The sequence below is a fragment of the Rhodococcus sp. HNM0563 genome (genome assembly GCF_012726195.1).
GTDB lineage: Bacteria > Actinomycetota > Actinomycetes > Mycobacteriales > Mycobacteriaceae > Rhodococcus.
The window spans coordinates 194610-208514 of record NZ_JAASAF010000010.1 but is presented as its reverse complement, the minus strand read 5'-3'; the positions used below and the strand labels follow the sequence as shown (position 1 = coordinate 208514).

Here is a 13905-nt window from a genome sequence, read left to right as displayed (position 1 = left end):
ATCGAGTTCGAGCAGAGATCGACTATGATGGCTTCCGCCGCATAGGTATTGGTGTCCACATCTCGGGGGGAACGCCCGAATGAACTGCGGACGACGCTCCTCGGTCACCTCGACGTCCCAACCGGTGTGATGCATCAATCGGTGATGATGCCCGCACAGGAGCACCAGGTTGTCGAGGTCGGTGCTACCACCATCGACCCAATGATCGATGTGATGGGCATCGGACCACGCCGGGGGTGTGGTGCACCCCGGAAAGGCGCATCGGCCGTCGCGGACCGCGAGGGCGCGTCGCTGCGCCGTGGTCGCGGACCGATACGTGCGTCCGTGTGCGAGGGGTACTCCGTGGTCGTCGAGCAGGATGCGGGTGATCTGGCAGTCGCAGGCGAGCATCCGGGCGGTGTCGAGGGAGAGTGGTCCGGCCCAGGGTTCGGTGGCGTAGCCGTGTTCGGGGCTGTGGGTGAGCAGTTCTTTCGCCGCAGCGGTGGAGGTGAGGTCGTGGATCGAGGCGGTGATCGACAGGTGTGGTTTCACGCCGCCTTCGACCGGAACGAGTCCGGTGGTCTCGATGTGACGCAGCAACTGCTCGAAGGCGTCGGCGGAGCGTTTCGACGCGGGCCGGTCGTCTTTGATGCCGTTCTTCTCGGGGCGGGGTGCTGCCAGGGGTGAGAGTAGGTGCCGAAGGCGTGCGCCGGTGACCGCGTCGAGGTCGGCTTTGACGACGATGCGTCCGTGCAGTGTGGTGGAGACGAACAGTGCGTTGCGGTCGATGTCTTCGCCCGGTGGTGGTCCGTCGCCGGTGCCGAACAGGGTTTCGAGTTTACGAATGACCGCACGCACGGTGGCTTTCGACGCGACGGTTCGGCAGGCGTGGTCGAGCAGGATGGTGCGGGCTTTCGTGAAGTCGCAGGGGTTCATGGTCTTGGGGTAGTGCTGGCAGAAGTAGGCGATCTGTCGGGCTTTCTCGGCGTCGAGCGCGCCTGATGAGTAGGCGGCGTGGACTTCGGGTTCGAGTCGTAGGAGTTGCGCGAGTGACGCGATGCGCTGGCATTCGCCGATTTCGAGGTGTGTGGCTGCGGCGAGCCAGTGTGCGGGGCTGCGGTAGCCGTGTGCTTTGACGGTGTCGCGTTCGATCATCGCGATGATCAGGTCCACCCGTTGCACTTGTTGGGCATGGATTTCGGCGGAGATGGCGAGTGTCTCGGCCATCAGTTGTGTGTCGTTGAGTTTCCAGAGTTCCCCACCCATGGAGACACTGTATAGAACAAACATTCGAAGCGCAAGGTATATAGAACAGACCTTCGATTTCTGTGGAGACGTCTCCATTTCGGTTGCGGGGCGAGTCGGGTGTCCTACAAACCCACCGGAGTCGGGGCGCGGGCCTGTATCGGAAGGCAGTTCGCCCTGCATGAGGCGGTGCTCGCGCTCGCTCGAATCCTCATGCGGTTCGACCTAATGCCCACTGCCGATAACGCCCGCAACGGCCGTCAGCGTTACTGCTCGGTTCGCCGACTCGCTTCGTCGCCACCTTGCCATTTCTTACTTTGGAGTAAGGTGACGGCATGCAACCTGCGGTGACGTCGACATACCGAACCTGGCTGAAGCTGCCGCGCAATGCCGTGGGCTCCCTACTCTTCTCGGCGGGGATGTGCGTGCGCGTCCCCTTCCTTGCGACGGTGCTACCCCGTGTCACCGCGCTCGAGCCGGGTCGCTGTGAGGTGCGAGCCCCGAAATGGTGGGGCGTGCACAACCATCTCGGTACCTTCCACGCGATCGCCGCATGCAACCTCGCCGAAGCGGCCATGGGGATGCTCGCCGAGGCGACAGTGCCCTCTACACATCGGTGGATCCCGAAGGCGATGTCGACCCAGTACCTCGCCAAGGCGGAAACCGGCCTCCGGGCGGTAGCCGAACTCGACTCGCTCCCGGATTTCGCGTTCATCACCGAAGGGATGGAACTCGTTGTCCCCGTGCGGGTTTATGACACCTCCGGAACCGAGGTCGTACACGCGGACATCACAACCTGGGTCACACCGCGCTGACTCGTCTCGGCACGACCGCGCTGTTCGACCGACCCGCTACCGAGTACCGCCGCAGTTCGGGATTTGCCGTCGACGTCACGATGGGCAATCGGATCATGAAGGAATGGGTGTCCCTGCCTGTCGACGATGATGATCTCGACGCAACGCTTGTGGTGAGTTCCCTTCGGCTGCGGCGGAGGCCGCGTCCGCGTGAGCCTTGACCTCGAGTGGACTCGAGGTTGCACCGTTGAATCGTGGCTCGACACGACAACGAGGAGGAACCACGATGCGACAAGTTCTGCCTGATCTGTGGGAAACAGAACAAGACAATCCGTTTCCGGGCCTGACCACCCATGCCTACCTGTGGACGGGAAACACCAACCTGCTGTTCTACTCGGTCGCCGGTGAGACCGACTTCGCCGAGTTGGAGCGACGAGGCGGATTCACTGATCAGTATCTGTCTCATCAGGACGAAGCGGGCCCGATGCTCGGCAGGATAGCCGAGCGGTTCGGTGCGAAGCTGCACGCACCCGCGGCGGAAGCCGACCTGATCGGCCGGCACGCACGCATCGACGTCCCGCTGACGGACCGGCACACCGATGGCAATGGGGTGGAAGTGATCCCGACGCCCGGGCACACCGTGGGGAGCGTCTGCTATCTGGTTCCCGGCGCGGACGGAGCCCGCTACCTGTTCACCGGCGACACCCTGTTCGTCGGTGCGTCGGGAGAATGGACGGCTGGTTACATCGAGGGCTACAGCAACGCCCGCACGCTGGCCGAAAGCTTGCGGTTGCTGGGCACGTTCACGCCGGATGTGGTGATCTCGAGTGCGTTTCCCAGCGAGTCGGCGGTACATCGGATCGACCACCAGCAGTGGCAGGCCCACCTCGAACAGGCGCGGGTCGGGCTGTCCGGCGCCGTGACGCGCTGAGATCGTCAGGCCGGGTTCAGCATGGCGGCTGCCGATGCGAGATCGGATTGGGCTCCGGTGGTCAGGGCGTAGAGGGCGTATCCGATGGGGGACGCATCCCACAGATGTCCGGCCTGGGCTGCGAGCCCGGGGTGGGGGCGTCCTCCAGCGGCAGCGTAGGCGTCGATGGTGGCGTGCAGCATCTCCTCACCGGCCGCACCGTATTGGGCGGCCAGGTCGCGGGCCGGGTCGTCGACGCGAGCGGTGGTCCAGTCCAGGACCCCGGTGATCGCGCCGTCCTCGTCGAGCAGGACGTGCGCGGGGTAGATCTCGCCGTGTGTCATGACGGTGTCGTTGGGCCAGCAGATGTCGTCCTCGAGCCAGGTTCGCCACGCCCGGCTCAGAGCAGGCGCGACGGTGAAAGCCGTGTTCACCCGCTCGATATCGTGTCGCCACGCCTGGCGTACCCGGGCGGGACTGCGTACCTCGACGCTTGCGGCCTCGGCTTGGTGCGCGCCGATCGAGTGCAGGCGGGCCAACAGACGTCCCAGCCGCTGGGCATAGTCGGGGCTTGCGGGATCGATGTGCCAGACGGGTTCTCCGCTGCCGGTGAGAGTCAATCCGGGTGCGCCGGGCAGGGCACGGTAGGCGATCAGCTCAGGCGTGCGGATCTGCCAGTGTGGGACGGCGATACCGTCCTGGGACAGAACGGGGGAGACCAGGTCGAGGATACGCATCTCGGTGGTCATGCCTGCCGAGACATCGTTTCGGCGGGGTACGCGCAGTACCCAGCGCTGCCCGGTGTCGTCGGTGGCCATGACGACGCGGTAGTCCAGACCCGCCTCGTTGACTGTGGCATCCGCAGCGGACAGGTGTAGTCCGTGCGCAGCGGCGAGTGAGATGGCGTCGGAGACGTCGAAGGTGGTCATGGGACCCACGATTTCATCTCTGGCTAGGCCGGGGCCAACGGTTTCACTCGAATGCTGTGGAGACAGCGTCCTCGGCAAGCGCGCGGTCCATCGGAACCAACCCGATTCGGGTGCGACGATCGAGTACGTCGTCGACGTCGAGTGCGCCTTCGTGGCTCACCGCGAACTGCACTTCTGCTCGTGTGACGTCGAGTCCGGGTGCGATCGGCGCCATGTGAGTGGGATCAGCGGCGACGATTGCTGCCTCGGTTCCGTAGCGCTGCACCAGCATCTGCGGCGCGTGCACCGTGCGCAGCGCGGCGGAATGTGCAGCACCCACCACCGGCAAGTGCCGGGTACGGCACGGTCGCGCAGTCATGCCCGCCACCTCGAGCGCTGTGTCGACGGCATCCTCGGCCATCTTCCGGTAGGTGGTGAGCTTGCCGCCGACGATGCCGATCGGTCTGCCCTCGGCCCTGATGACCGCGTGCTTGCGCGACAAGTCGGCCGTCGCGCGCCCACCGTCGGAGGTGACGGTGTCGAGCAGCGGGCGGAGCCCGGCAAAGGACGCGAGCACGTCGTTTCGGGTCAGTGGTCTGGCCAGTGCCGTGTTGACCGTGTCGAGCAGGAAATCGATCTCCCCGTCGGTGGCGCGCGGGACGTCCGGTAACTCGCCTGCGGCGTCCTCGTCGGTCAGCCCGAGGTAGACGCGGCCGAGTTGTGCGGGGAGAGCGAACACGAACCTGTTGCGCTCGCCCGGGATCGGCACCGTGAGTGCGGCGGTCGGGTTCCCGAGTGCTGCCGCGTCGAGCACGATATGGGTACCGCGGCTGGGGCGCAGCCGGATGGTGGGATCGACCCGACCGGCCCACACCCCGGCAGCATTCACCACGGCGCGGGCCCGGATGTGCAGGTCGTTGCCCGTGAGGGTGTCGCGGAGCGTGGCACTGTCGGCGGTGACGTCGCGGGCGTCCACACGGGTGAGGATGCGCGCACCGTACGCCGCAGCGGTGCGCGCCAGCGCGACAACGAACCGGGCGTCGTCGATGAGCTGACCGTCGTAGGCGAGGAGACCGCCGCGGAGCCCGGCGCGCCGGACGGCCGGTGCGAGCTCTGCGGTGCGCTGCGCGCTGACACGCCGGGATCGTGACAGGACGGTCGACGGTGTTCCTGCGGCGGCGCGCAACGCGTCACCGGCGAGAAACCCGGTGCGGACCAAGGCGGCTTCGGCGGCCCCTACGGACGGCAGGAGCGGGACGAGCTGGGGAAGTGGCCGCACGAGATGCGGTGCGGTGCACGTCATCACGATGTTGCGTTCGACAGCACTTTCCCGAGCAATACGAACGTTTGCGGATGCGAGATAGCGCAGTCCGCCGTGTACGAGCTTCGAACTCCAACGGCTGGTGCCGAACGCGAGATCGTGGCGTTCGGCGAGTACGACGCTCAGCCCTCGGCTGGCAGCGTCGAGGGCGACACCGGCGCCGGTGACGCCGCCGCCGATGACGAGCAGGTCGACGGCAGGTTGCTCACCGAGCTGTTCGAGCTCGCGACTGCGGCGGACGGCATTGAGCGAGCTCGGCCCGGTGGGGGTCATCGCGGGTGCCTTTCCGAGGGCGCGAGATAGCAGTCGATGGCGTGGCCGAGTTCGTCGAGCAACGCTCGGTGGCCGACCACCTCACTGATCATGCGAACGGATTGCACCGTCGATTGGGCGGTGAGCAGTACGAATGCCGCGAGCGTGTGAGGATCGCCGCCGCGGATGGAGCCATCGCTCTGGCCTTGCGTGATCGCTAAGACGAGGACGTCGAGGATGGCGCGTTGGCTGGTACCGAGCCGGTCGACGATGTACGTGATGAACACTTCCGGGTCCGTGCGCAGGATCTTCTCGAAGATCGGATGGGTACCGATGTCGTGGGCGGCGGTGACGACTGCCGAGACGAGGAGGGGGCGGGTAGGCCCGACGCCGTGTGTATCGGGAAGTGCGGCACGGATCTCCCGGGTGAGCAGGTCGGCGAGTACCGAGTCCGTGTCCGGCCACCGGCGGTAGACGGTGGGTCGGCTGACGCCGGCGCGTCGAGCGATCTCGGCGAGAGTGGTGCGCCGTAGTCCGAAGTCGAGCAAGCAGGAGCGCGCGGCGTCGAGGATCTTGTTCTCGATGCTGTCGCCGGGTTGTTCCGAATCGGTCGACAGTGGGTGCCGTGACGGCGCATCACCGAATGTGTCGTTACGAACAGGCGTCATGTGTAAAACTGTAACGCATGACTGAAGGTTTCAGGCCCCATCGACCCGCTCAGTTCGCTCCGGAGATGGAGTGGAACGCATGGGGTACTGCCGAACACCGAACTGAATTGGGCGTCGAGGTGCGCACCCTGCTCGAACAAGCGCTCGGAGTACACCCCCGACGGAACTCGCTCGCCGAATCCGACGTCCGGCTCACCCCGACCCGACTTGCCTCGGAGCATCGATCCGGCCTCGTTCGTCTTCTCGGCGCCGAGCATGTCCTCGACGACGACGCCACACGCCTGCGGCATGCAGGCGGAAAAAGCACGCTGGACCTGTTGCGTCGGCAAGGAACCGATCCGCAAGCAGCACCCGACGCAGTGGTCCTGCCCGCCGACCACGAGGAAGTCCTGAGCATTCTGAAATATTGTGCAGCACAGTCGATCGCGGTTGTTCCGTTCGGCGGCGGCACCAGTGTGGTCGGGGGAGTCGATCCGGATACCGGCCGCTTGTCCGCGGTCATCGCGGTGGATCTGCGTCGATTGAACGCCCTCACCGATCTCGACCCGGTCTCCCGTGTCGCCACAATGCACGCGGGTGTCACCGGGCCCCAGGCGGAAGAACTACTCGGCACGCACGGATTCTCGCTCGGCCACTATCCGCAGAGTTTCCGCCACGCGACCATCGGTGGATTCGCAGCAACCCGGTCCTCCGGCCAGGCCTCTGCCGGCTACGGGCGGTTCGATGACATGGTCGAACACATGACGGTAGCCACGCCCCGGGGCACCATCCGCGTCGGCCACCCGCCTGCCTCCGCAGCGGGCCCCGACCTGCGGCAACTCTTTCTCGGATCCGAAGGAACATTGGGGATCATCACGGAGGTCGGCGTACGTATTCATCCCATCCCCGCGGTGATCGAGCATCGGGCCTGGAAGTTCCCGGACTTCGTGACCGGCGCCGACGCCCTTCGAACACTCGTCCAGAGTGGACTGCCGCCGACCGTGTTACGTCTCTCGGACGAAGTCGAAACAGGCCTCAACCTGGCCTTGCACAAAGACATCGGACGTGAGAGCCCGGGCGGATGCCTCGCCGTGACCACCATCGAGGGCGACGAGCGCTACGTGCGCGACCGCGCGGCAGCCGTGCAAGCAATCCTCGGTGCCGGGGGCGGCGTCGATCTCGGAGCGGAGCCGGCCCGGCAGTGGGAGCAGGGCCGATTCGGCGCACCACACCTGCGTGACGCGCTGCTCGAGGCCGGCGCCCTCGCTGAGACACTCGAAACGGCAACGACCTGGTCGAATCTGTCGCGACTACGCACCGCGGTCACCGAGGCCCTCACCGGCGCACTCCGTAAGGGCGGCACTCCGCCGCTGGTGATGTGCCACATCTCGCACACGTATCCGGCGGGCGCATCGCTGTATTTCACCATCGTGTGCGCACAGGCCGATGACCCGGTCCGGCAATGGGCCGAGGCGAAGAAAGCGGCGACCGCGGAGATCGTTGCTGCCGGAGGAACCATCACCCACCATCACGCGGTCGGCCGCGACCACCTGCCGTGGATGACAGATGAGGTAGGCGACTGTGGTGTGGAGGTGCTCCGAGCGATCAAGAACGCGCTCGACCCGCACCACATCCTCAATCCGGGAAAGCTGATCCCGTGACCACCGGCTCGGTTGTCGTGCTGAGCAACCCGACCGCCGGCGACGACGCCTTTCGCGTCCTCGCGGAGGCCAGTGCACGATTGCGCGCGCACGGACTACGCATCGCGCACATCGCTGCCGATTCGGTCGATGAGTCGATCGCCCTCACCAGACACGCAGTCGAAGACGGTATCGACGCGGTCGTCGCGGTCGGGGGCGACGGCATCGTCTGGCAAGCGTGGCAGGCCACCGCCACCACCGGCACCCCCGTCGGGATCGTGCCCGCCGGAACCGGGAACGATCTGGCCCGTGTCCTCGGCATCCCCGACGAAGCGGGCGCAGCGGCGGACGTCGCGGCGACCGGCCACCGGCGGACCATCGATCTCGGCCGGGTCTCCGCGGACGAAGGACCGGACCAGTGGTTCGGCACCGTACTCGCCGGAGGTTTCGACGCTCTCGTCACCGACCGTGCCAACCGAATGAAATGGCCGCGCGGGCGACTGCGCTACAACGCGGCCACCATTGTCGAACTGGCGAATCTGCGGTTGCTCCCGTACCGGATCACTTTCGATGACGAACCGGCCGTCGAACTCGACGCAACGTTGGTGGCCGTCGGTAACGCCTCCACCTACGGCGGTGGAATGCGAATCGCACCGGGCGCGTTGCTCGATGACGGCCTCCTCGACGTGGTGGTGGCGACCTCGGCGAACCGCACTCGCCTTCTGCGCCTCTTCCCGACCGTGTACCGGGGCACACACGTCGACCTGCCCGAGGTGATGGTGCGCCGCGCACGGCGGGTACGGCTCGAGAGCCCCGGTATCACGGTCTACGCCGACGGCGAACCGCTTCGCGCGCTGCCGGTCGAAGTCGAGGCAGTGCGCGGAGCAGGCACGGTGCTGGTGCCGCAACACTGACGTCGACCGACTCCACCGCGGATCTATCGAGCCCGTCGGCGCTTCCTGCGCTTCTTCCGTTTGTTTCTGCTCTTGGTGCTCTTGGTGCTCTTGGTGCTCTTGGGAGACGGCGAGGGGGAGGTCTCTCCGGCAGGTTCGTCCTCCGCTGCCGGAGGGGCGACCATCTGCTCCTGAACCGACCGCTCCATCTCTCGTCGCAGACTGGCCATCAACTCAGGGGAACGCAGTAGGAATGAGGCCTCCTGAAGGGCGAGGTATCGCGCCTTGGAGATCAACACCGCCGTGTCCCGTTTGCCGTCGATTTCGACCGCGACCGTGTCCTTGTTGACCTTCCGAACCAGATCCCTCAGTTGCGCGCGGGCGGACTTCACCGTGATTGAGGGCACCCGCGTGAACTCCTTTCGTCTGCTCGACCGACCCGCGCATCATCCCATCGTCGGGTCGATTTCGGGCGGGAACGCGGACCCGCGTGTCAGCCCGGCGGTTCGCACTTCACAGGTCATTGCGTGCGGGTTCACTTTCGTCGGAGCTGTGCGACAACCAGATGCAGTGCGGCCGTGGTGGTGAGGTCCCGGACTCGTTCGCGGTCCCCGGGAAAGTGACGGGTGACGGTATACGTCGGTCGTCCCTCGACCGCGACACCGAAGCAGACGGTCCCCACCGGTTTGGATTCGGTGCCACCGCCGGGGCCTGCGATTCCGGTGGTGGAGACGGCGACGTCGGCCTCGAGTCGGTGTCGGGCGCCCTCGGCCATCGCCGCGGCGACCGGTTCGCTCACCGCACCGTGCGCGGCGATCAACTCGGCCGGTACATCGAGCAGGTCGGACTTCGCGGCGTTGGAGTACGAGACGACGCCGCCGGTGACATAGGCCGACGACCCGGGGCGGTCGGTCAGGCGCGCGGCGACGAGCCCGCCGGTACACGATTCCGCGGTCGCGATCGACCGGCGGTCCAGGGCCTCGACCAGCTGATCGTCGATGGTCGAACCGTCGGTCGAGAAGATCTGATGCCCATGGTGTTCGGTGAGAACGTGGAGGAGACGGCGGTAGATGTCTACGTCGCGGGAGTTGAATCGGGTCACCATGTCGAGTTCACCGTGTCGGAGGCAGGTAGTGATCTCGAGTCGATCGAGGCCGGCGTTCTCTGCTTCGGCCCGGCGCAGTGTCTCGGCGAGCTGCGCCTCGTGCAATCCGTAAGCGCGCACGGTTTCCTGCTGCAGATCGTCGGCTCGGGTCAGCACGTCGGCGACCGCGGGCGAGGCGATCGCGCTGCGCCACATCTTCTGTAGCTCTCCGGGTGGTCCGGGAAGGATGACGATGGTCGGGACCGGCCGGTCACCGGTTACCGCGGGGATGACCACGCCCGGCGCTGTACCGGTTGGTGGTAGCGCGGTGGACCCGGTGGGGATCTGCGCCTGCTTACGGATCCCGGTACGTGTCGGCCCTGCGTCGAGGTCCTCAGTGTGCGGGCGGTAGCGGCGGATGATGCCCGCGATGTGTTCTTCGAGTTCCGGGTCGAGGAGTAGTTCGCGATGGCAGAACTCGGCGATGGTAGCGACAGTGAGGTCGTCGGCGGTGGGGCCGAGCCCACCGCTGGTGACGATGAGGTCGACTCTCTGATCGGTGAGAAAGCGTAGTTGTGCGATCAGGTCGGCGGGCCGGTCGCCGCAGATCGTGATGTGGGCGACGTCGACTCCGAGGGTCAGGAGCTGTCGGGACAGCCATGGTCCGTTCTGGTCGGTGATCCTGCCGGTGAGTACTTCGGTTCCGGTCACGATGATTCCTGCACGCACGCTCACGCCGTCGAGCCTAGACATTTCGCACGAGCCGCGAGCCAGGGGTTCGTCTGCCGAGAGGACCGGGGGGCATGAAGTGAGCTGCGCACATCAAGTTAGGGTTCGCTTACTTCTATCGAGAGGATGTTGGATGTTCGGACGACGAACCAGGGCCCGTGTCGCAGTCGCTGTGGGTGCACTTGTGCTCGCCGCTACCGTGACGGCGTGCAGCAGCGACGGCGGTGGTGACGAGACCGCAGGGGCGGGCGGTGAGGGAGCGTTCCCGATATCGATCGAGCATGTCCACGGCAGCACGACGATCACCGAGAAGCCCGAACGCATCGTCACCCTCGGGGTGACCGACGCCGATGTTGTGCTCGCCCTCGGTGTGGTTCCCGTTGGGAACACCGGTTACAAGTTCTACGAGACCGGACTCGGTCCGTGGACCGACGAGTACGTCGGCGATGCCGCGCTCACCCGCATCGACTCCGATTCGGAACCGAATCTCGAGCAGATCGCAGGTTTGGCCCCCGACCTCATCATCGGTGTGTCCGCGGGGTACGACGAGGCCGTGTACGAGAAGCTGAGCGCTATCGCGCCGACGATCTCGAGGCCGGAAGGATTCGCGGCCTACACCGTCGACCGTGAGATTGCGACCGACACGATTGCCGCGGCCATGGGCGAAAGTGATCGCGGCGCCGAACTGAACCGGCAGACCGCAGACCGGCTGGCTGCCGCCGCTGCGTCCCATCCTGAATTCGACGGTAAGACCGGTGTAGCAGTGCTGCCTTACGACAACAGGTATGGCGCGTATCTCGCCGGCGATGCCCGCGGAGCATTCCTCACTGTGCTCGGATTCGACATCCCCATGGAGGTCGCAAGTCAAGACACCGGGGACAGTTTCTTCGTCGACGTGTCGCAGGAGAACGTGAGCATGCTCGACGGTGACCTGATCCTTGTGCTCGGCAATGATGAGACGGTCGACATCACCGCCGGCAACCCGTTGTTCGGCAGTCTCGATGCTGCGCGGAACGACGCGATCATTGCCACCACGCTCGATCAGCGCGGCGCGATCACCTACAACTCGGTGCTGTCGGTTCCGTACGCAATCGACAGCCTCGTTCCGCGGTTGGCCGACGCGATCGGCTGACGTAACAGAGCCCCGTCTCGATCGCTGTCCACCTGGGACAGGATCGGGACGGAGGGGCGGTCGATCGGTCGACCAGCCTGAACTCCTCCCTTTCACATGCTCCGTCGGAAGGGCGTAGCTCGGCCGCGGATTTCTCCGCAATCCCTTCCAGTGACTGTCGCGCCTTATAGCGGAAGGTGTTGCCGGGTCCGGAAACGTCGAACAGGGAGTTGTTCTTCACTTCCGGATCGAAGGAGTGAACTCGCTCAGCTCTCGGCCCACCGAGGAGGGAGGTGCATTCTCGGCGATATGGCCGCGTAGGACTTCGGCGAACGCCGCTGTGTCACCTGTGCGGAGATGCTCGGTGAGGGTTTGGTGTTCGGCGATGATCTCAGCGCAACGGGCAAGCAGGTGGTCTCCGGTGGCGAAGAGCATGAAACGATGCCGGTCGGAGAGTTGTTCGTAGAGTTCGATCAGCACGGTGTTGCCGCCGGCTTCGACGAACCCCTTGTGGAATCCGAGCGTGAGGTCGATGAAGCGCCGAACATCGCCGTTCGCAAACGCTTCACGTTGTTCCTCGATGGACTGTTCGAGACGTTCGGCGAGGCGTTGACGAAGCTCGTCCGGGGCCCTGTCCACCGCCGTCGTCTCGAGTACGAAGCGGGCATCGGCGAGTTCCGCGACGGTGCGCTCGCTCACCCCTTGGACGAGGGCGCCTCGCTTGGGATAGATGGTGATCCATCCTTCGTCCTGAAGACGAGCCAGTGCCACCCGCACGGGTGTGCGGCTGACTCCGAGTGCTGCCGCGAGCGACGCTTCGCCGAGCATCGTCCCGGGGGAGTGCGTGCCGTCGAGAATGTGGTCGCGGATCACCTGGTAGGCGCGTTCGGCGGCGCTGATGCCGTCGTGTTGGTCGGCGGTCACTGGGGTCTCCTCGCTCTCGACTCGAGTACGATATGGATACCACTGGTACGTTCCGGCGCCGTTGTTGCTCCAGGATTCCCTTTCACGGTGTTGTCACTCGATCGAGACCGAGTTCTGCGTCAGCAGCCGGTACCGTCCTTCCGGGCCATTTCATCAACGGCACCGCCTTCACGGAGAAGACCAGTGTGATGAGCAGAACCCCGGTGGCCATCAGATTGATCCAGAGGAAGCCGCCCATCGCCAACACCGTGCCTGCCATTGCTGCCATCAGCGCCCCACCCAGGTTCATCGCCGAGTCCGATGCGCCTTGCAGTGTGACCTTCGCGTGCTGCGGCACCGAAGCCGTCAGCAGCGCCGAGCCGCCGATGAGGAACATCGACCAGCCCACACCGAGGAGAAGCAGGGCGATGGTCAGCAGTGTCATCGAGGAGGCGGAGGCCGATGCGTCGATGACGCCGAGGGCGATTGTCGCGATGAAGACGACGACACCTGAGGCAATCACAGTGCCCGGCCCCCAGCGATCGGACATCCAGCCGAAGACCGGCGAGAGCGCGTACATCCCGGCGATATGGATGCTCACTACGAGACCGATGGCACCGAGATCGAACTCTTGATGGTGCATGTGCACCGGAGTCATCACCATGACGTTCGTCATCATCATCTGACCGGTGACGATGGTGACGATCGCGAACAGTGGAACCGGGCGTACTGCCACGAAACGCAGTGCAGCTCCGAGACGCAGCGGCGCCGGAGTGTCCTGGGCCGTTACATCAGGTGCAGCACTGCCGTCGGCCGTGCCCTCGGCTGTCGCACCTTGCTTCCCGCCCGCAAGGGTCGACGTCGCCACAGCGGCCAGCGCGAAGGCACCCATCGAAATCAGGTAGGGCCCGGCAAGCGGGTGCATCCCGAATGCTTCGCCGAGGTGTGCGCCCGGACCGGTGAAGTTGGGGCCAAGAACGGACCCGATCGTCGTCGCCCATACCACCAGCGACATGGCGCGCCCCGTCGCGGCCGGGCCTGCAGCGTCGACCGCAGCGTAGCGCGCCTGTAGACCTGCGGCCGTGGATGATCCGCACATCATCATCCCCAGCATGAACAGCGGGAGGAATTGCACGGCAACGGCCACCAGCACTACGAGTGCCCCCAGTGTGCCCACTGCGAATCCCAAGGTGAGCGCCCTGCGACGTCCGGTCCGTGCCGCCAACGCCGCCAATGGGTAGGCGACGAGCCCAGCGCCGAAGATCACGCTCATCTGGGCGAAGCCCGCCATCGCGGTGCGTCCCGTGATCTGTTCGGCCAGTAGGCCACCGACGGCGTATCCGGAGGCGATGCCGGCCCCGGAGAACAACTGTGCGGTGATCAGTTTGGCCTGCGTGTACCTCTGCGACGGCATCGACGCTGCCTTTCGTTTCGTCCTTCCGGCGTTTCGGAGAGGATCGATTGCGTTCGTTCGTGCACAAGGATACAT

At 65.6% G+C, this 13905-nt stretch carries 13 protein-coding genes and 1 pseudogene; 6 read left to right on the top strand and 8 right to left on the bottom strand.

The genetic code is table 11. From position 1 onward, the window contains the following. Positions 1 to 1245: HNH endonuclease signature motif containing protein (locus HCA61_RS21845; protein WP_169690282.1), on the bottom strand; the 1245-nt coding region annotated here is incomplete at its 3' end. A gap of 102 nt (positions 1246 to 1347) precedes the next feature. Here HCA61_RS21845 and HCA61_RS26465 point away from each other — a divergent pair. The 3 genes and pseudogenes from HCA61_RS26465 to HCA61_RS21830 all read left to right on the top strand — a co-directional run. Continuing rightward, positions 1348 to 1458: pseudogene (locus HCA61_RS26465) on the top strand (cytochrome P450); the annotation flags it as partial. A 101-nt stretch (positions 1459 to 1559) separates the two neighbouring features. Next, positions 1560 to 2039 (top strand): hotdog fold domain-containing protein, encoded by a 480-nt coding sequence (locus HCA61_RS21835; RefSeq protein WP_169690281.1) that lies wholly within the window; start codon positions 1560 to 1562, stop codon positions 2037 to 2039. A 265-nt stretch (positions 2040 to 2304) separates the two neighbouring features. Continuing rightward, positions 2305 to 2949, top strand: coding sequence for an MBL fold metallo-hydrolase (locus tag HCA61_RS21830; protein WP_169690280.1), 645 nt, complete (start codon positions 2305 to 2307; stop codon positions 2947 to 2949). A gap of 5 nt (positions 2950 to 2954) precedes the next feature. Here the strand turns inward: HCA61_RS21830 and HCA61_RS21825 are convergent, their stop codons facing one another. From HCA61_RS21825 to HCA61_RS21815, 3 genes are read right to left on the bottom strand one after another with little or no spacing between them, the layout of a single operon-like run. Continuing rightward, positions 2955 to 3857 (bottom strand): macrolide 2'-phosphotransferase, encoded by a 903-nt coding sequence (locus tag HCA61_RS21825; protein WP_169690279.1) that lies wholly within the window; start codon positions 3855 to 3857, stop codon positions 2955 to 2957. Between the two features lie 43 nt (positions 3858 to 3900). Then, the gene (locus tag HCA61_RS21820; protein ID WP_169690278.1) at positions 3901 to 5430 is read right to left on the bottom strand and encodes a glycerol-3-phosphate dehydrogenase/oxidase; all 1530 of its coding nucleotides are present in this window, start codon (positions 5428 to 5430) and stop codon (positions 3901 to 3903) included. Then, positions 5427 to 6077: a TetR/AcrR family transcriptional regulator gene (locus tag HCA61_RS21815; protein WP_169690277.1), complete on the bottom strand. Its 651-nt coding sequence runs from the start codon at positions 6075 to 6077 to the stop codon at positions 5427 to 5429. Before HCA61_RS21815 ends, HCA61_RS21820 begins: the two co-directional genes overlap by 4 nt. A 17-nt stretch (positions 6078 to 6094) precedes the next feature. On the opposite strand from HCA61_RS21815, the gene HCA61_RS21810 reads away from it, so the two are divergent. Both HCA61_RS21810 and HCA61_RS21805 read left to right on the top strand, forming a co-directional pair. After that, on the top strand, positions 6095 to 7717 hold the full coding sequence (locus HCA61_RS21810; RefSeq protein WP_169690276.1) for an FAD-binding oxidoreductase: 1623 nt from the start codon (positions 6095 to 6097) through the stop codon (positions 7715 to 7717). Then, entirely contained in the window at positions 7714 to 8610 is an 897-nt protein-coding gene (locus tag HCA61_RS21805; RefSeq protein WP_169690275.1) for a diacylglycerol kinase, read from the top strand. Before HCA61_RS21810 ends, HCA61_RS21805 begins: the two co-directional genes overlap by 4 nt. Positions 8611 to 8633: 23 nt before the next feature. Here the strand turns inward: HCA61_RS21805 and HCA61_RS21800 are convergent, their stop codons facing one another. Further along, positions 8634 to 8996, bottom strand: a complete 363-nt coding sequence (locus tag HCA61_RS21800) for a prevent-host-death family protein (protein WP_346777624.1) — start codon at positions 8994 to 8996, stop codon at positions 8634 to 8636. 128 nt (positions 8997 to 9124) lie between these two features. After that, a complete protein-coding gene (locus HCA61_RS21795) occupies positions 9125 to 10408 on the bottom strand; it encodes a competence/damage-inducible protein A (protein ID WP_346777623.1) in 1284 nt (427 codons plus the stop codon). A 127-nt stretch (positions 10409 to 10535) separates the two neighbouring features. Between HCA61_RS21795 and HCA61_RS21790 the strand changes: the two genes are divergently transcribed. Next, positions 10536 to 11534 (top strand): iron-siderophore ABC transporter substrate-binding protein, encoded by a 999-nt coding sequence (locus HCA61_RS21790; protein ID WP_169690273.1) that lies wholly within the window; start codon positions 10536 to 10538, stop codon positions 11532 to 11534. 216 nt (positions 11535 to 11750) lie between these two features. On the opposite strand, the gene HCA61_RS21785 is transcribed toward HCA61_RS21790, so the two are convergent. Both HCA61_RS21785 and HCA61_RS21780 read right to left on the bottom strand, forming a co-directional pair. Then, complete coding sequence (locus HCA61_RS21785) at positions 11751 to 12437, bottom strand: GntR family transcriptional regulator (RefSeq protein WP_169690272.1); 687 nt, start codon at positions 12435 to 12437, stop codon at positions 11751 to 11753. A gap of 82 nt (positions 12438 to 12519) precedes the next feature. After that, positions 12520 to 13830, bottom strand: coding sequence for an MFS transporter (locus tag HCA61_RS21780; protein ID WP_169690271.1), 1311 nt, complete (start codon positions 13828 to 13830; stop codon positions 12520 to 12522). Positions 13831 to 13905 lie beyond the last annotated feature (75 nt).

Coding starts and splice junctions, on each gene's coding strand:
- HCA61_RS21830 (WP_169690280.1), top strand. CDS start 2,305: ATGCGACAAGTTCTGCCTGATCTGTGGGAAACAGAACAAGACAATCCG.
- HCA61_RS21825 (WP_169690279.1), bottom strand. CDS start 3,857: ATGACCACCTTCGACGTCTCCGACGCCATCTCACTCGCCGCTGCGCAC.
- HCA61_RS21790 (WP_169690273.1), top strand. CDS start 10,536: ATGTTCGGACGACGAACCAGGGCCCGTGTCGCAGTCGCTGTGGGTGCA.
- HCA61_RS21810 (WP_169690276.1), top strand. CDS start 6,095: ATGACTGAAGGTTTCAGGCCCCATCGACCCGCTCAGTTCGCTCCGGAG.
- HCA61_RS21835 (WP_169690281.1), top strand. CDS start 1,560: ATGCAACCTGCGGTGACGTCGACATACCGAACCTGGCTGAAGCTGCCG.
- HCA61_RS21780 (WP_169690271.1), bottom strand. CDS start 13,830: ATGCCGTCGCAGAGGTACACGCAGGCCAAACTGATCACCGCACAGTTG.
- HCA61_RS21820 (WP_169690278.1), bottom strand. CDS start 5,430: ATGACCCCCACCGGGCCGAGCTCGCTCAATGCCGTCCGCCGCAGTCGC.
- HCA61_RS21815 (WP_169690277.1), bottom strand. CDS start 6,077: ATGACGCCTGTTCGTAACGACACATTCGGTGATGCGCCGTCACGGCAC.